We start from the raw sequence: 18,515 nt of genomic DNA on the forward strand, positions 1-18,515 counted from the left end.
CCTAGTAAGCTGCCATTCGACAGAGTGGCGCTTTTTCTATTTGCAGGTTATCAAAAAGATGAATTGAGGGATAGACTTGGGAAGCTGGACACAAATCGAAAGTGAAGGCTATTTAACTTGGGTTGGACAAACAAATGGGATTTCGTTAACCGTGATTCCGAGTCTCGGCAGTAAGGTAACATCGCTTGTGAATCGAAAAACGAACCGGGAGTGGCTCTGGCGAAGCGGTAAACCTTTGGGAAACACAGGTTTTGGTTCTTCCTTCTCGACGGGAGACGAGAGCGGCTGGGATGAAATGTTTCCAAGCATTAACAAGTGCTTCTATCCGGAAAAACCGTGGAAGAACCAGATGATCCCAGACCATGGGGAAGTATGGTCCTTGGAATGGAGCAGTCATAGTCTGGGCGATGAGTTATATTGCCGAGTAAATGGTGTGCATTTTCCATATACGTTGGAAAAGGTGTATTCTTTTGCAGATGAAGATACATTGCGAATTGATTATTGTTTAAAGAATCATGCCTCATCGCCTTTTTCCTTTCTTTGGGCGGCACATCCCTTATTTCGAGTCCGAGAAGGTATGGTATTGAACGTTCCGAACAATATGACAGAAATTGAGATCTCTTATTCAGAACAGGAGCGTCTAGGCGTTTTTAATGACAGGAAATCTTGGCCGCTCATTCAAACGGATAACGGAAGCGTAGATCTTAGCATGATCGAGCCAGCCGAAGGGAAATTTGCAGAAAAATATTGGTTCGCAAAGAAGGTTAAGAACGGTTGGGCCCAGCTTAGCGATCCTGCGACAGGCGAAGCAGTTACGCTCCGGTTTCCTCCGGAACAAGTACCTTATTTAGCGATTTGGGCTAATTATGGTGGATATGGCGGTCATTATCATTTTGCAATTGAGCCTGCGACAGGAAAGATGGATGATCTTTCCCATGCTTTGCGACATAACGAAACGGCCACTGTCGAAGCTAACGGGGAGTACAAGTGGTTTATTGAAGTAGTCATAAATTAGTGCAAGAAAACAACAATTCAAAGCTGCATGCTACTTGCATTGGATGAAATCCAGTGGAAGTAGGGAATTGATAACCTATAAGCCAATTCCATTGGAAAATTTCCAATATAAGTGCGAATTTTGAAGCATGAGACTCACTTCCATTGGAATTTTTCCAATGGAAGTATTCATTTGCTTGCTGAATACGATTCGAATGATCCATAAGGTCAAACTTACAGAGCTGTCCTCAAGTAGATTTACCTACTTATAGGACAACCCCGTTTTCATGTTAAGTTAGTAAAAGGCCCCTAGAAGGTACTGACTTTACTTGTATCCGGACACCAGCGGGAAGTGCGGTAATATCGGATCAAGATATCAACCGCTTCGCCCGTTCGCAGATGGGTAAGTGTTTCCGCTGCATAAGCTCTGACGTAACGGTCTTTGCTGTAAAGCGCTTGCTCCAAGGAGCGGACGGCTTCCTGCACATCGCCAATATTACCGGTGCGCAGCAGTGAAAGCGCCGCCGTATATCCGACCTTATTCGTAATGTAGGGTTGATCGCCTACATACGACTTTTTCGAATCCGTATGATTCGATTCTGAAGTATCGTCGTCAGCTTCATATCGTACAGAATCCTTCAATACTTTTGCTAATGCCGAAACAACCTGTTCACCAGCATTCTTGAGCATACCTAATGATTCAACCGCATTCCGGCGAACCCATTCACTTTGATCCTGTAAGCTTGAGATAAGTGTGGGTACGACTTCACCTTCGGAAGATCCTATCATCCCGAGTACGAAAACTGCCAACGCCCTGCGCTTCTCATCCTCATGCTTCATAACACGGAGAAGCTCGGGAATCGCCTCAATGCCAGCTCCTTGCAATCCGTATGCGGCTCGTTCCGCTGTCAGGTTCGACCCGTCCGTAATTTGCTTGATCAGCATTTCGATCCCTTGAGTTCCAAGGTGTCCAAGCGCATAGGCTGCATTCAAAGCGGTCGTTTCCACCGGATCGTTCAATAAAAGCGCTAGCGAGGGAGCGCAAGAAGCCGCTTCTGCTCCGATGCGTCCCAATTCGTCCGCCGCCTGCCCGCGATGGGCCGCATTCTCGGACTCAAGCTCTTGCCGTAATGCCAACAATCGCTCCGCGTTCTTTGGCGCGCCAACCTGCATTGCCGTAGGTTCTCCGCGGAGCCAATCCCATACATCTTGCCATAAATTCATATGGATAGCTGGCGTTCCTTCCGGCACAATCATCTCCCTGCTTTGATGATTCCAGCTCGGAAACTCTGGTGCGCTCAATCGGAGAAATTGAAACTTAAGCATATAACGATCTAGTTCTGATACATTCAGCGAAGCTTTGTGCCACAAGTCGAAATGCACAAGTACCATAGTACCCGCCTTGCCTGTGGGCAGCAGCGTCTCACCTTGGTCGCCGAGGAATTTCTCGTAGTATTGAGTGCCTGGCATGATCGCAGTTGGCCCTAAATCTTCGGTAATATCGTGGGTGTAATAGAAAAGCATCGCCCACCACGGCCGATGACTGCGCATGGAAGACCAATAGCCGTCTTTGTGCCATTTTCCGCCACCCGGCGTCTGATTTCCAGGTTGGTTATAATGACAGTGGCGATGTGGATGCATGTAATAGTCTGATCCAAGTACACTGCGTAGGGCTCCCTTGACGATTGAAGTATCGAATAGCTGCTGAATGTCCGGGACACGGGGCAGAATGTTGTTGCCAGGGTTGCCTTCATTATGCATAACGTGATGGATCTGATTCATGATGCTCACATGAAGTTGGTGAGGCATGTCGTTCTGAAGTACCAGATAGCCTTTGGTAATAAATTGTATCATTTGCTCATCTGTCAACAAATACTTGCTATCTAACATGTTATTTCCTCCTTAGAAATCTTCATCGTCACTTATAAACATTACAGTATTCGGAATAATTTGTATTTGCAAAATCGTCAATTATTTGTACAATCGTCATATCAAATACAATTTAATTTTTACGAATAAGGTGGTGACCGTGGTTGGATTTCGCCGACTTACATCCGTACGTGTACTATGCAACACGGTACCCATTCTCCAAAAGGCAGGCTAGCAACAATCGGATCAGTTATGCCTCCTCCCTATATTTGATCAGCGAGGGAAGAGGTGTTATTCACACCAATGGTCGTTCTTATGAAACAGCAGCCGGTTCTCTCGTGTACATACCAGCAGGGCAGCCGCACCATTGGGTTGCCGACAGCCAGGACCCGATGGTTCACGTTTGTTGTTATTTCGATTGGTCATACATGGACCGTCGGGACGAATTCACCCAACCGAGCATGATCTGCTATGATGCAGCCACCCTGGTTCCTACTTTGATCGGACCTGCATTTCCTTATTCTTTACCCGAGCATGTGAAAGTGGAGAAGCTGCGGTTGTGGATGGATTTCTTCGAGAAGTTTTATACCGAAAATAACTATACAAACGAGCGGACTTACGTTCGCAGTCTAAAGGTCCAGAGCAGCTTCCAGCAGTTTATTGAGTTTTTTCTAACCTTTGCCCTAAAAGAGGAGCATATCCCCAATCTCCGCATGTCCAAATTGCTCGAGCGATTGGATCAAGATCTCGTACAAGGCAATCTGCAGCCTTTAGAAATCTATTACAGAGAGCTGCGCATAAGCCGTGGATACTTTTTTGATTTGTTCAAAGATGCAACCGGATTGCCGCCAACACAGTATGTCATCCAATTCAGGATCAATCGGGCGAAGGACGATCTGCTCTTTACGAATCTGAGCATCACCGAGATTGCAGACAAGCACGGATTTTCGTCTTTGCATTATTTTTCAAAGCTATTCCGCAAGTTAAACGGCTTATCACCACGAGAGTTCCGAGAAGCGAATCTACTCAAATACAACTCTTGAGCAATTTCATTATGAAAGAAGTGGCCTTCTCGAATAGGAGAAAGGCCGCTACTAATTACTACCTACTGCGACATTTCCTGAATGTCGCTTACTGTTGATTTTAGCCGATACTCGGTAGGAGTTGTTCCAAAGCGTTTTTTAAACAAAGTGAAGAAATGTTTTTTGTTTTCCCAACCGATTTTCTCAATAATTTCATCTACATTTAGAGGAGATTCCTTGAGCAATTCCGATGCTTTAACTAGACGGATTTCTGATATGTAGTCGGCGATAGAACGAGAAGAATACTCACGGAATAGTTTGCCTAAATAAGCAGGCGTCAACTTAAATTGATCTGCTACCTTATTGGAAGATAAGGATTTATCCATATAATGGGCTTCAATGAATCGGATGGCGTTGGAAACGACGATGTCGGATTTTTCGTTTCGATTTTGTTCTATTTTGCCTACAATTGTGCCTACTAGGGCTATGAACTCCGTATTGATCTCGTCGAATACTTCCATTGATTTGATTGTATTGTCAAAGGAAACGAAATCCAGACCAAAGGATATAGTGCCATTCTTTTCCATGAGGTTAACCATATTGAAGATGCTGGAGGACAAATGCGATAACGTGAACATGATGATATTGAAGCTGCAGTCTGTCAGTTCCTCTATCAAATTCCAGTAGGCTGTTTTGGCCTCTTCTAATTTGGCTTTCTGAATACAATCTAGAAAATGTTGGACAGAAGCCGTATTGATATTAAAGTCGGACCATGTCACCTTACTCATAGCTTGTTGTGTTAACAGGCAACCATGACCGTATTTGATACGATAGTGGGATAGCTCCAGCGTTCTTTCATATAATGCGCGAACATCCTTAATCGATGCAACAGGGGCGCTAATAAAGGCAGAAACGCTAATGGAGCAGTATTTGGCATACACATGCTGAATCTCTTGTATCAAGCTCTTCACACGCTCGTTGTGAGCTGTGGACTCACGTTCGTTCTCGCCAAATATGTCCATATTTAATAAAGTAACCACATGATCCCTTCCCGCATCGATAGACTCGCATGGATAGGTAGGATGCACGATTTCATTGGCTATATTAAGTAGTGAGTATTTCAATAAGGATTGGTCTTTCGAGCTGTAATTGGCATGAAAGGCCGCATAATGATCGATTTTGAACAGAATAAGGGCTATAGAGCTTCTTGGATCAAAATGAACATTATGTTGTTTGAAAAACTCTTCATAATCGACTTCTTTTACATTTTTACTTAAAAGGAGATCCTTCATATACGTTTGTTTTAACGTGAATAAATTGGTTTTGCGGAAATCCTCAAGCGATGTCAGCTGATAATGGGTGGACTGAATGGAATCGGTGATGTACTCGAATTCATTGTTATGATCCTGATCAGGTTCCTGTGTTTTGTTCAGACGTCCAATTGTTTTTCTGAGATTTCGCACGGGATGATACAGATTTTTGGAAAGTAGAAAGCCTGTAATAAGACAGATAATGAGCATGACGAGTCCTATCGTTACTGTAATCGCTTTCAACTTACTTACTGTTCCTGCAATATATTTGTAAGGGGTAATGTTAACCAGAATCCATGGTGAAGTTTCGTAAGAAATGTAAGTAATGATGGATGAAGTGCCTCTAAAGTCAGCTGTGAAAACGCCCGATTTGTTGGTGGAGCCTAAAATTTGAGAAACCAATGGTTCGCCCGACAAGCTGCTTAAGAATAACTCCTTTTCTTGATCAGAATTTGCAATGACTTTTCCATTGTGATCGATAATTAGGATGTTATTGCCATTTAGGGAATCCGTTTCTTGATAGGAAGCTAACGAATTGAAGATCCAATCCATTCGGACATTAATAACAAGTGCATTTTTCAACTGTTTATCAGGAAAATATTCAGGCAGGATGTAGGAAAATACATTTTCGTACTTCGTTGGATCTAATTCTGATACTGGAATTTTTCTGGGAATAGGTGTGTGAGACTGGAGTTGCTTCGGATCCTTAAACATGTTAGCCAGTTCCGTATCGTAAAACTGATCCTTCCGAGTGACTGTATTCGGCCCAATCACATAGTAGGTGTTCGTTTTCCCGTTATATACATAAGCGGAATAAATAAATGGCGCACTTCCTAAAGAAGTATCAATGGTCTTAATGCTGTTAAGTTCATCAAGAATGGAAATGTCTTCGCTAAGCATTAATTTGGATGTATTTGGGTTGTTGAAAATGGCCGTTGCGTAAGTTCGCACGGAGTTATTAATTTGCAGCGCATTTTGATAAATCTGGTTCATTAGTTTCTGATTCGACGAATTGAGCAGCCCGATACTATAGCTCGTAAAGTTGATGTGTAGAAACAGTAAGAGTGCGAGCATAATCAACGTAAGTAAGAAGGTGATTTTCGTAAACATGCTATAAAAATAAAGCTGTCCAGTATGAAAAAATCTCTTCTTCATGCGATTCACCCTTTACGATAAAAAGTCCGGTGTTGTTTGATTTATTATAGATGAAAGTCAACAAATTTGGAATTGAATTAGTCAAGATTGAACTCATTCACATAATTTAAACCCTGTATTTAAACCGATTCTTAGTTTTTGTGCCTATCTTGCCCAGTAAATAATCTGTTACGATAAATGCCAGAAGGAGGCTTGGAATCATGCAGCTAAGACAAATTTGGAAAGATTTCAAAAAAAATAAAGTGTTACTTGCTTTGACTTTACCACTCGTGATTTATGTAACTATTTTCAGTTATGTACCTATGTTTGGAGCCATGGTCGCTTTCAAAAGGTACCAGTTCAACAAAGGTATTTTAGGCAGTGAATGGGTGGGTTTCAGTAATTTTAAGTTTTTATTCGGGTCCCCCGATCTCTGGCGAATTGTCCGTAATACGTTGGGTTACAATTCAATGTTTATTGTTCTTAATTTGCTAGGGTCCGTGTTTGTAGCCTTGCTTTTATACGAAATAACAAGTAAGAAACTTCTCAAAACGTACCAGTCGATCATGTTCTACCCTCATTTCTTATCATGGGTAGTGGTCGCCTACATGGCCTACTCTTTTTTAAATCCAAGATCGGGGATGTTGAATCAATGGTTAGGAGAACTCGGTTTAGGAACGGTAGATTGGTACAATAAATCGGGTTCCTGGATCTACATAATGCCAATAGCTAACATGTGGAAAGAGATAGGGATAGGGGCCATCATTTATTATGCGGGGCTCTTAGGCGTTGACCCTACCTATTATGAGGCGGCCAAAATGGATGGAGCGGGCAAGTGGCAGATTCTTACCAAAATCTCTGTACCTTTCCTGTTTCCGCTAATGACCATTCTCACGATTTTAGCGATTGGACATATCTTTACAGCTGATTTCGGCTTGTTCTACCAGCTTCCAATGAATTCGCCAACCGTATACAGCTCAACGGACGTTATCGATACTTATATTTTTAGAGCGTTAACTGATTCAGGAAATGTTGGCATGTCAAGTGCAGCTGGTCTAACGAAATCGGTTCTAGGTTTACTGCTTGTTCTCGGTACGAATGCGTTGGCGCGTAAAATAAATTCAGACAATTCGTTATTTTAGAGAAAAGGAGGAGGAGTGGGAATGGTTAGTTCCAGGAAATATCAGCTTTCCATGCTGCCGATTCATCTATTTTTCATAGCTATTTCCGCTTTGTTTGTAATCCCGCTTTGGGCAATTGTGTCTATCTCACTATCCAATGAAGTGGATATTTCGAAGTTTGGTTACCGTTTGATTCCGTTGAAGCTTGATTTTGGCGCTTACCGTTATATTTTGGAGCATCCTATGACCATTATTAACGCGTATAAAGTTACGATACTCATGGCCTCGGTAGGTACCTTTGTATCGGTGCTTATGATCTCCATGTGTGCTTATGCCTTATCAAGGTCAGATTTTAAATACAGTAAATTCCTTACTTTTTATTTATTCTTTACAACGTTATTCAGTGGGGGGATTGTTCCTTACTATATTCTTATGACGAAAGTTTTCCATGTTCAAAATACGTATTGGGCATTGATTCTCCCTTTATTAGGGAACATCTGGAACATGTTTCTGATGCGAACTTTCTTCAAAGCGCTGCCGGACTCCTTAGTCGAATCTGCTAAAATCGATGGCGCAAGCGAGATGAGAATTTACCTAACGATAATTGTTCCATTATCAACACCAGTCTTAGCAACAGTAGGGCTTTTGACAATACTTGTCTACTGGAATTCTTGGTTCAGTTCGCTTCTATTTATTAACAAACAATCCATGTTTCCACTCCAATATTTACTGCAGGTAATGTTGAGTAACATCCAAGAAATTTTGAAAAATATGCAAGATGGCGGACTGGTGGATTCGGCAGCTTTAAGTCAATTACCGAGCGAATCAGCCAGAATGGCCATGTGTATGCTAGCAATAGCGCCAATGCTATTTGTTTTTCCGTTCTTTCAAAAGTATTTCGCCAAAGGATTAACTGTGGGCGCGGTCAAAGGTTAGCCTAAGAATGAATTAAGACTAGAATTACAAATTCTAGTTTTAAAATAAAATAAATAAACATGGAGGGTTTGTGCATGGTAAATAATATTCGTAAGATGAGTGTGGTTTTAACTTCAATTATGACAATAGGGGTTCTTTTAGCAGGTTGTTCTGCAAAGACGGAGAGTCCGAGCAGTACCAGCACTGCCAAAACAGCTGTGACCCAAAAGCCTGAAGAATTAAAGCCTGTAAAGTTAGTTTGGTACTTGAGAAGCGCTGAGCCTAAGAACGTGGCTGCTGTCATGCAAAAAGCAAACGAAATTATCAATGACAAAATCAAGGCAACGGTTGAATTCAAATATGTCGCTCCAGCAGATTACGACAAAAAGATGCAGCTAGTTATGTCTTCAGGAGAAGAATATGACATCGCTTTTACTGCAAGCTGGGTAAATAACTATTTGAATAACGTCAGTAAAGGAGCGTATATTCCGTTAGACGATCTGTTGGTAAGATATCCAGATTTGACTAAAATGTTTAAAAAGGAAATTTGGGATGCCGTTAGAGTCAATGGGAAAACGTATGGCGTTCCGAATAACCAAATAATGGGAGATCAGCCAGGAATGTGGTTGAAGAAGGATCTTGTAGATAAATACAAAATCGATTTGAACAAAGTGAAGTCGTTAGAAGATTTAACCCCTGTTTTCCAGACGATTAAAGATGGAGAACCAGGCATATCTGCCGTTAGAGACGGTAATGGAATTAATGTTGCATACAAGGATACTGTTTCATTAGTTGTTGATACATTTGTACTAGATACAAAGACATGGAAAGTTTATAACCAATTTGAGCAGTTGGCTCCTCAATTTAAGCTTATGAGAGAATGGTACCAAAAAGGCTTCTTCCCGCAGGACGTTGCTACTCTGAAAGATGAGTTATCCTTAATCAAGGCTGGAAAAGTATTCAGCCGATACAGCCGTCAGAAACCAGGAAATGAAGCCGATTTAAAGTCATCATATGGTTTTGATGTTGTGCCTCTCGTAACAGGTCCTTCAGTTATTAGTAAATCTGCTGTTACTAGTACGTTGAACGCAATAAGCACTACGTCGAAAAACCCGGATCGCGCGATGATGTTGATCAACTTGATCGATACAAATAAAGAGCTGTTCAACTTGCTGAAATTTGGTATCGAAGGACAAGATTATACGAAAGTTTCTGCTAACCGCATCGAACCGAAACCAAATGCTTATACCGTACCTGGCTGGTTATTCGGCAACGAATTTAATAGCTTTGTCGTACCCGGACAGGCGGATGATGTATGGGAGCAAACGAAGAAACTGAATGATTCTTCTCTCATTGACCCTACCATTAGCTTCAATTTCGATCGTACAAATGTTGAAAATGAAGTTGCTCAATTAACTGCTATAACAACCGAGTTTAGGCCAATTCTTATAAACGGACTTGATGATCCGGACAAAATGATGAAACTTTACAGCGATAAACGAAAAGCGGCAGGTCAGGATAAAGTGCTTGCTGAAATCCAAAAGCAAGTTGATGAGTGGAGAAAAACACAGAAATAGTGTTTAACTTATCTATAGTGGGGGATCTAGCTTTATGCGGTTCCCCCTTTCATATATTTCTGAGGAGGGGAAGTATAAGATGCTACGGCAATTAACTTTTCGGCAGCTTAAGAACGCTTTGGAGGAGACGCAGCATCTACCGCGTTCACTTTATGCAGAAGCAAACTCTTCTGATAATTGGAGACGAATCAGGGAAGATGTGAATTATTCGGAATTCTGGTGTTCATTGGAGGAGGAAGCGGCACAACTGCTTGAAAATCCCATCCGAGCACCGCTTTTTACGGAGTTCACTTTGTTTGGTGATACAGGAGATAGAGCGATTTACCAGTCAAAGCGAGATCAATTGTATGCAGGAATCCATGCGTTCAGCATGCTTGCCATGACGGAGGATAAGCTGGAATGGAAGACAGGGTTAGAGAATGCTATCTGGAACGTTTGTAATGAATATACCTGGGTTTTACCAGCGCATGTTGGACTCTACCGAAATGATTACCCGAACGGCATTTGGGATCAACCAGCACCACCTCGTGAAACGGTAGACCTGTTGTCAGCTATGACCGCCTTCACGCTAGCAGAAACGGTACATTTGCTGGGAGATAGATTGCATCCCTGGGTGGTTCATCGTGTGAATGAGGAGATAGATAGGCGCATATTTCAAGTCTATTTCCATGACGCCACTCCGCAAAACTGGGAATTGAAAACAAACAATTGGCCGGCAGTTTGCTCAGCAAGTATTGGAGCAACGGCTATCTATATGATCGATGACAGTGAGAAGCTGGCGGGAATGCTTTGGCGAGTGATTGGGGTGCTGCGGAATTACCTCTCAGGCTTTGACGAGCAGGGTGCGACACCGGAAGGGCCAGCCTATTGGCAATATGGGTTTTCACATTTTGTTTATTTTGCTGAATTGTTGAAGGAACGAACTGATGGGCGTATTTCTCTCCTCACGGATGAGAAGGTCGAACCCATCTCAAAGTTCCCGCAATTTTGCATGCTAACTGGGGGGAAAGTCGTCAATTTCTCCGATTCGGCTGATGAAGTAACCTTGAATTCTGGACTTATTCACCGGTTACAGCACTATGTGCCATCTCTACAGCTTCCCATTGAAGAGTATCGAATGAGCCCAGTTCCAGGAAATTGGCTGGATTCCACTAGGCAGATGCTTTGGTCACCAAGCATGGAATTGTTGATCTCGGAGAATGACGAAGAGAGGCTTCAAGAAAAGGTGTTTACTGGGAATCAATGGGTGATCTCGAAGGTAAGGGATTCAAGAGGTCGAATCATAGCTTTTGCTGCCAAAGGAGGTCATAATGAAGAGCCCCATAATCATAATGATCTTGGACATTTTATTTTACATGTAGACGGTCAGAACGTACTGGCAGATATAGGGCTAGGGCGCTATACCAAGCAATATTTCCAACCTCGCTTTCGGTACGAGATGATCAACGCAGGTTCTCATGGACATTCAGTTCCGATTGTAGATGGCTGCAGACAAGGGTTTGGAACATCGTACCGGTCTGAGATTCTTTACAGCCAAATATCAGAAGACAACGTGCAAGTTGTCATGGATTTGACGAAAGCATACGACTGTGGTTCATTGGAATGTCTCACTCGCGAATTTGTATGGGAGCGTCCGTTACATAAGATCCCGCAGTTGGTTATTACGGATAGAGCCACCTTCTCGAATACACCTTTAACCTTTCAAGAAGTGTTTATAAGTAGTGTGAGGCCTCAGGTGACAAGCTCCGGACGTTTACAGATGAATACGGTAACATTGCTCTACAATCCGGAGAAGTGGGAAATTGAAATAGAGCACATATGGGTGGATTCTCACTATAAAACAGGGACGCCATTCTACCGAATCGTGTTGAATCGTACGCAATTGGAACGGGAGATGATTTTCGAGTTTCGTTTTGAAATGAGTGAGAGGAGCGAGTGCAAATGAATGGGAACACAAGCGGATGGAAGAGTCATTTATTGAAATGCATGCTGAGTGCCTTAATTATCGCCCCCTTGTCTGCAGCAGTACCCAACGCTGAAGTGAATGCCGCAGGAACCACTTATTATGTAGCCACAAATGGAAGCGATTCCAACAATGGGACGTCTGTTAGTACCCCTTTTCTGACCATTCAAAAGGCTGCGCTCACGGCACAAGCTGGTGATACGGTCAACGTAAGAGGTGGGACCTATCGTGAAACAGTTACCCCAGTTAATTCCGGGACCGCTGGTAACAAGATTACGTATCAGAATTATCCGGGTGAAACCGTAATTGTAAGTGGAAATGACGTCATCTCAGGGTGGACACTGGACAGTGGGAATATTTATAAAGCTCCGATGACTTGGACCTTAGGGGCAGGTAATCAAGTGTTTGTGAACGGTGCCATGATGGATGAAGCACGTTGGCCTAACCAGACGGGTACATTGCTGCAGCCGACCCGAGCAACGGCGCAATCTGGATCGGATTTGACGCATATCGTAGATACGAATCTGCCTGGAGGGACTGGATTCTGGAATGGGGCCACACTTTGGACGACAAGCGGAAGCGCTTGGATTGCCATGACTTCAACGATTACAGCATATGATGCAGCAACGAAGAAACTGACATTTGGTGCTTTAAAGTCAACGGGAGCCTCTTATGTTCCCGCATCAGGTAACAAATATTATTTGTCAGGGATTAAAGGTGCTTTGGATGTGGAAAAAGAGTGGTGGTATGATTCGGCAGGCGCCATGCTCTACTTATGGGCACCAGGAGGAGGAAGCCCTTCAAGCCAAACCGTCGAAGCGAAAAAAAGAATGACAGCCTTCGATTTATCCGGTAAAGGCTATGTGGATATTAAAGGCATTCAAATAATAGCTTCTACCATTCAAATGGACAGTTTGACCAATAACTGTATGCTCCAAGGCATCGTCAGCAAATATATTTCGCATAATAAACTCAATACGCTAGCGAATGAGCAATCCAATCTTGGCATCATTTTGGATGGAACCAATAATGTCATCAGAGACAGCGAGCTTGCCTATAGCTCCGGTAGTCTTGTTACGGTAAAAGGCAACTCAAACCAAGTAATTAACAACTATATCCATGATGGGGGTTATGTGCCTGATTGGGAAGGGTTAGTGAACCTTAAAGGGGTAAATAGCTTGATTAGCCATAATACCGTGAGTGATGCAGGAAGGGTTACCATCTACTTCTATGCTGGGATGAGCGCAAATGACATTCAATATAACAATGTATATAATGCAGGCTGGCTAACCAATGACCTTGGTATGCTCTATGGACCGAATACAGATGGAGGAAATACGGAGATTCATCACAATTGGGTGCACGATGCCAAATCTGCAAGTTTAGGAATGGGTATTTATCTGGATAATTACACCAACAATTTTATCATTCATCATAATGTGACTTGGAATAACGCCGGTATGCAATTGAACATACCTTCGGAATACAACCTTGTCTACAATAATACCTCATGGACGAATGCGGGAATGGTTCAAGCTTGGGGGAATATTTTTACAAATGATATGTACGGGGATCGTATCTTTAACAACATTATTAAAGGGTATGACCCAGAAGTTGCTGCGTATACAACCTACGGCAGCAATCTCACGACCTCCCCGGGATTTGTAAATGAAGCAGGTCATGATTATCAGCTGCTTTCGACTTCAGCGGCCAAAGATGCAGGAATCGTCATACCTGGCATTACAGACGGCTATGTGGGCAGTGCTCCAGATATTGGAGCTTATGAGTACGGAGGGACCAATTGGACAGCTGGTCACAATTTTACGACTCCGCCTAGTCCGACCTATTCTATGCCAAGTACACCTAATATGAATTTGGTTAAGAACGCAGGATTTGAGCTGGGGAACCTAACCAATTGGTCAACAACGGACGCAGGCAACGCCGTAGCGCTGAACGATAATCACTGGGGTAAAGCCGCAAATGCTGGCATGTCCCGTTCACAGCTATATGGAGTGAAGCTTAGCGGCGCTGTTGATGGTGTGGCACAGACGATTACAGGCCTGCAGCCGAATACGAATTATATCGCTGGAGGTTGGCTTAGAACGCCGGCAGGTGAAACGGCAGTTTTGGGTGTCATGAATTACGGTGGATCCGATGTATCGACGCCATCCAGCAGTGCCACTTGGACCTTTGTTAAGGTCAATTTTAAAACAGGGGCAACGAATACAAGCGCCACGATTTACTTCAAGAAAACGTCTGCTGGAGCCGGAGAAGCTTATGCCGATGATGCAGGACTTGTGCTGGATCCAACTGTTTACCAATCCATATACTCGTTTGACGGTTTCGAAAGCGGACTGGGTAATTGGGTGGTTGTACCAGGAAAGGGGACTCCATCAACCAGTACAGCTATTAAGCATTCCGGAAGCAATAGCTATATCGTCAATGAGGATTTGGATGCCATTACTCAAAATTTCAACTCAAGCTACAACAAAGTGGTTTCAATGTGGTTCTATGACAATGCGAGCGCGACGAACATGCAAGTTGCAAGCTTTGTCGATGACAATGTTACCATTCGGGGGATAGAGGTCAATACCCCGACTTCGACAACGAAATATTCAATACGGTTAGGCGGTACACATTCTGCTACAACCGTAACCAGAACCACGGGCTGGCATGAGTTCAAGTGGGACTATACTTCAGGAACGAAAGTAGATATGTATATCGACGGCACACTTGTTTCATCACCTACAGGCGTCACTAATTTCAATAGGATCATGATAGGAGATTTATGGTCTGGAAATACGAACACATCGTATTTTGATGATGTAAATATTCAGTGAAAGAGAACAAAGGGACTGAAATGAAAGATTCAATCCCTTTGTTCACGCCAGAATTTATATGTTTAGGGATCGGGGTAAGCGAAATTTGGGATGTGATGACCCGCAATTCCGGATCTGTGATAGGCCCATGCAATTGTGCATGGGCCTACTCAATTTTGCATGCAGATATGCTGGAATTTTCGTCTACCAAAGACGACAAAATTAATGAAATGGCTGCCACGGAGACAATTAAAAATCAGTTTGTTTCAAAATATCCTAACTATTGGTATGGCAAAAAATTCTCTAACACACTATGATAGGTATATCTTTAAGTGTTATATGGAGGACACCTATGCGGCTTATACGTACCGTGCTGAGCTTTTTTGATTACAGAAATCAAATAAGAACGAAATTAATATACTCCTATATCCTCATCCTGATTCCAGCCCTGCTGATTCCGGCCTTTTTGTATTACAATAAATCCGTCGAGACCGTGCAAACCGTACTATCACAGGACAAATTTGAGATGACGGGCATTGTCAATTCCAACATTGAAAACTATATGAATGAAATAGAGAAGATTACGAAAGCCCCCGACTATTCCACGGAGATACAACAAACCCTGAAAAGTTTGAAATATAAGATTGGGATTCAAAGAAAGGAAGCCGAGGAAAAGCTTTTTAATACGGTGGATGTTTTAATCGGCTTAAGAAGTGATATTATCGGCATTTATATCTTTGACGATACGAATAATAAATACTACAAGACATCCAGAAGTGATATAACCCCATTCTATTCCTTCGTCGATCAGCCTTCGTTTAGGAAGATGAAAGAATTGAAAGGGGAACGGGTTATTATCCCCACCCATAAAGCCGACTATTACGTCACGCAAACACCGCGATATATCTTCTCCATCGGAAGAAGTATTTTAAGTAAGGAAAACAAAGAAGAAATCGGTGTTATGTACGTCGACCTTGACTTGGAGGCCATACAAAAAATTGTATCTCCGCTTCAAAACAACAATAACCAATTTTATATTTTGGACGGAGACAAAAACTTAGTTTACAGCAATGACCAAGAACGGTTAGGAGAACCATTTCAATCTTCTTGGCTGCCCGCCGAGTTAACGAAGGATAAGACAAATCAAGTCCTGCAAATTAATGGTCATCGAAAATTAGTGACTTACTTTTATTCCCAATCCGTTGGTTGGTGGTATATTACTGAGACTGATTTAGATCCTTTGTTAAAACCCAGCAGCATTGCTATTAAAAATACAATCATCTTTATTTCGTTAAGTTCATTAGGCATTCTTCTTTTGATTTCATTTGCGTTGTCGTCCTCCATTACATCGCCAATCAAACAGTTATTTAAAGCCATGAAAAACATGGGTAACGAGAATTTCAAGATGGTCGAGGGCATTAAGACAAAGGACGAAGTGGGTTCCTTGGTTCATGCATATAACGACATGATCGTTAAAATATCGGAATTGATCAATACAGTCTATAAAGTGTCGATTAAAGAAAAGGAGGCTCAGCTAACGGCATTGCAGTCCCAAATCAACCCTCATTTTTTATATAATACACTGAATTCGATTAGCTGTATGGCCGAAATCAAAGGTGTTCAAGAGATCAGTGTCATCTGCAAAGCAGTTAGCGATTTATTTAGATATAGCGTGAAATCCGGATCTGAATTAGTGCCATTATCGGAAGAGATTGAAAACATTAAGAATTACATGACGATTCAGAGCATTCGGTATGAAAATCGCATCGAGGCGATCTTTCAACTGGAGGACGATGTTCTTCAATATCAACTAATGAAATTTACCCTGCAGCCGATTGTCGAAAATGCGATTTTCCATGGCTTGGAGCCGAAGATAGGTAAAGGGATGCTGGTCGTTAGCGCACAAAAAGAAGGGGATCATCTGCTTATTAAAATCTTTGATAATGGAGTTGGCATACCGGAGGAGAAAGTTCATGCGTTATCACTTGCACTAAATGGTGAAGTGGAAATACTGGGAAATGAAATGAATACTGGAATTGGAATTACGAATGTGAATGATCGTATGCGATTGCGTTATGGACCAGAATATGGTGTCAAGCTCCAAAGCAAGGTTGGTTCGGGTACCTCCGTTCATATCAAAGTGCCTATTATTACATTGTGAGGTGACTAAACGTGCTCAAAGTATTAATTATTGATGATGAAGTCTGGATGAGAAGAGGAATTCGCTCGATGCTGGAATCCACGATTTATGAGATTTCAGATATACAAGAAGCCGGAAATGCTGATGAAGCTTTGCAAAAAATTCAAAAGTCAGAGTTTGACATTCTGTTTGTCGATATTCGCATGCCCGGATTGGACGGGCTGTCCTTTATAGAAGCGGCTACTACCTTATTGCCCATGGCAGGGTTTATTATTGTGAGCGGTTACAATGATTTTGAGTACGCCAAACGTGCCATTCATCTACACGTTGTGGATTACTTGTTAAAGCCAGTCGTTAAGAAAGATCTGCTGGATGCATTCCATAAAGCAGTGCGTGAAAGAAAACAGGATTTTGTACAGCCAAACGATGCCGATCAAACTCTGATGGTGAATGCAATGAAAGAAAAGCTAGTCGTGGATTTGATCGAGGGTCGTAATGACGTCACCAGAAATTTATCGCGATCTTTGCAAACAGATTTGGAAAAGTGTCGTTTTGCTTGTGTTTCTTTCCGAGTTCAAAACTCAGAGTCCATCATGAATGGGAAAGGTATCTCGGAAATCACGTTAATTTACTATATCATGAGCAATTTTATGTCCGACTTGTTTGGTGATGTGCTTCAAGGAATTGTCTTTCAGCATCAGGGAGTTTTACATGCCATTCTATACAATAATAATCTTCAAGAAGATGTTATGGCGACTCAAATCAACGACTATGTGGAGCGTGTATTGCAATGGGTAAAACGTTTGAAGTTCTTCCATGTACGATGCAGCATTTCTTCCATTCATGAGCAGCCGACAGGCCTCGGGCTTTGTTATCAAGAGGCTATGCATGCCTTGACTTATTCGATCTTTATGCCAAATGCCTTACAAACTGTATACCAATCTTCTATGGAGCAAGAGGGGCATGTCGGATACTCCTTGGAGCTAGAGAAAGATTTGTATAACCAAGTTGTTCTTAGCAGCTTGTCTGGGATAACAGAAACGATTTCTCAAATGATGGAGAAGGCTTTCGCAACGGTGAGAACATCCAAATCATTACGGCAGCTATTAGATATGTGCTGGTTATTAGGAGAACGGTGGTTGATTGAAGCTGCAGAGCACACCCCATTGCCGATATCCTATAGGGACTTTCAAACGAATCCAATGAAATATGATGACTTAGAACATATGAGAAGAGAACTTGTGAAACACTTTTATACAGTGAGTCTTGCCATTAATAAGAAGACAAATACCGATGGCAAGAACGCAGTCAGCGAAATGATAGAGTACATCCAAAACCATTACAATGAGAACTTGTCCTTAACTCAATTAGCCGCGCAATTACATATGAATGCGGCATACCTAAGCGACCTCTTTAAAGAAATTACCGGAGTGGGATTTGTAACGTACGTTACTTCTATCCGAATGAATAAAGCTTGTGACTACTTAAAGCATCGTGAAATTAAAATTAATCAGATTGCTGCGTTGGTAGGGTTTGAGGATGAGCGTTATTTTAGTACGGTTTTCAAGAAAACCTTTGGGATGACGCCGAGAGAATATCGTAATCAATGATAGCAATCCAAAAAAAATCAACATTTTCACCAAATTTTCACG

Annotated in this window: 12 protein-coding genes; 10 read left to right on the forward strand and 2 right to left on the reverse strand. The window is 42.3% G+C overall.

The window, feature by feature from the left end; all coding sequences use genetic code 11:
- Window positions 1–76: 76 nt before the first annotated feature.
- Entirely contained in the window at window positions 77–1,015 is a 939-nt protein-coding gene (locus tag ASG93_RS02520) for a hypothetical protein (protein ID WP_056828487.1), read from the forward strand.
- A 287-nt stretch (window positions 1,016–1,302) separates the two neighbouring features.
- Here ASG93_RS02520 and ASG93_RS02525 read toward each other — a convergent pair whose 3' ends face one another.
- Window positions 1,303–2,883, reverse strand: coding sequence for a HEAT repeat domain-containing protein (locus ASG93_RS02525; RefSeq protein ID WP_056828489.1), 1,581 nt, complete (start codon window positions 2,881–2,883; stop codon window positions 1,303–1,305).
- Window positions 2,884–3,026: 143 nt separating this feature from the next.
- On the opposite strand from ASG93_RS02525, the gene ASG93_RS02530 reads away from it, so the two are divergent.
- Window positions 3,027–3,905 carry a helix-turn-helix domain-containing protein gene (locus tag ASG93_RS02530; RefSeq protein ID WP_056828491.1) on the forward strand — a complete coding sequence of 293 codons (879 nt, stop codon included), beginning with the start codon at window positions 3,027–3,029 and terminating at the stop codon, window positions 3,903–3,905.
- 62 nt (window positions 3,906–3,967) lie between these two features.
- Here ASG93_RS02530 and ASG93_RS02535 read toward each other — a convergent pair whose 3' ends face one another.
- Entirely contained in the window at window positions 3,968–6,349 is a 2,382-nt protein-coding gene (locus ASG93_RS02535; RefSeq protein WP_056828493.1) for an AraC family transcriptional regulator, read from the reverse strand.
- A gap of 200 nt (window positions 6,350–6,549) precedes the next feature.
- Here ASG93_RS02535 and ASG93_RS02540 point away from each other — a divergent pair, with 200 nt between their 5' ends.
- The 8 genes from ASG93_RS02540 (at window position 6,550) to ASG93_RS02575 (ending at window position 18,473) form a co-directional block, all read left to right on the forward strand.
- A complete protein-coding gene (locus ASG93_RS02540; protein WP_056828495.1) occupies window positions 6,550–7,470 on the forward strand; it encodes an ABC transporter permease in 921 nt (306 codons plus the stop codon).
- 21 nt (window positions 7,471–7,491) lie between these two features.
- Window positions 7,492–8,385 (forward strand): carbohydrate ABC transporter permease, encoded by an 894-nt coding sequence (locus ASG93_RS02545; RefSeq protein WP_056828497.1) that lies wholly within the window; start codon window positions 7,492–7,494, stop codon window positions 8,383–8,385.
- Window positions 8,386–8,459: 74 nt separating this feature from the next.
- The gene (locus ASG93_RS02550) at window positions 8,460–9,941 is read left to right on the forward strand and encodes an ABC transporter substrate-binding protein (RefSeq protein ID WP_056828499.1); all 1,482 of its coding nucleotides are present in this window, start codon (window positions 8,460–8,462) and stop codon (window positions 9,939–9,941) included.
- Window positions 9,942–10,020: 79 nt separating this feature from the next.
- Complete coding sequence (locus tag ASG93_RS02555; protein WP_056828501.1) at window positions 10,021–11,886, forward strand: heparinase II/III family protein; 1,866 nt, start codon at window positions 10,021–10,023, stop codon at window positions 11,884–11,886.
- Window positions 11,883–14,744 (forward strand): right-handed parallel beta-helix repeat-containing protein, encoded by a 2,862-nt coding sequence (locus ASG93_RS02560; protein WP_056828502.1) that lies wholly within the window; start codon window positions 11,883–11,885, stop codon window positions 14,742–14,744. Before ASG93_RS02555 ends, ASG93_RS02560 begins: the two co-directional genes overlap by 4 nt.
- On the forward strand, window positions 14,741–15,040 hold the full coding sequence (locus ASG93_RS02565) for a hypothetical protein (RefSeq protein WP_056828504.1): 300 nt from the start codon (window positions 14,741–14,743) through the stop codon (window positions 15,038–15,040). The genes ASG93_RS02560 and ASG93_RS02565 overlap by 4 nt, the downstream gene beginning before the upstream one ends.
- Window positions 15,041–15,075: 35 nt before the next feature.
- Complete coding sequence (locus ASG93_RS02570; RefSeq protein ID WP_056828505.1) at window positions 15,076–16,884, forward strand: sensor histidine kinase; 1,809 nt, start codon at window positions 15,076–15,078, stop codon at window positions 16,882–16,884.
- 11 nt (window positions 16,885–16,895) lie between these two features.
- A complete protein-coding gene (locus ASG93_RS02575; protein ID WP_056828507.1) occupies window positions 16,896–18,473 on the forward strand; it encodes an AraC family transcriptional regulator in 1,578 nt (525 codons plus the stop codon).
- Window positions 18,474–18,515: the final 42 nt, after the last annotated feature.

This window comes from Paenibacillus sp. Soil787 (genome assembly GCF_001429545.1).
Lineage (GTDB): Bacteria > Bacillota > Bacilli > Paenibacillales > NBRC-103111 > Paenibacillus_E.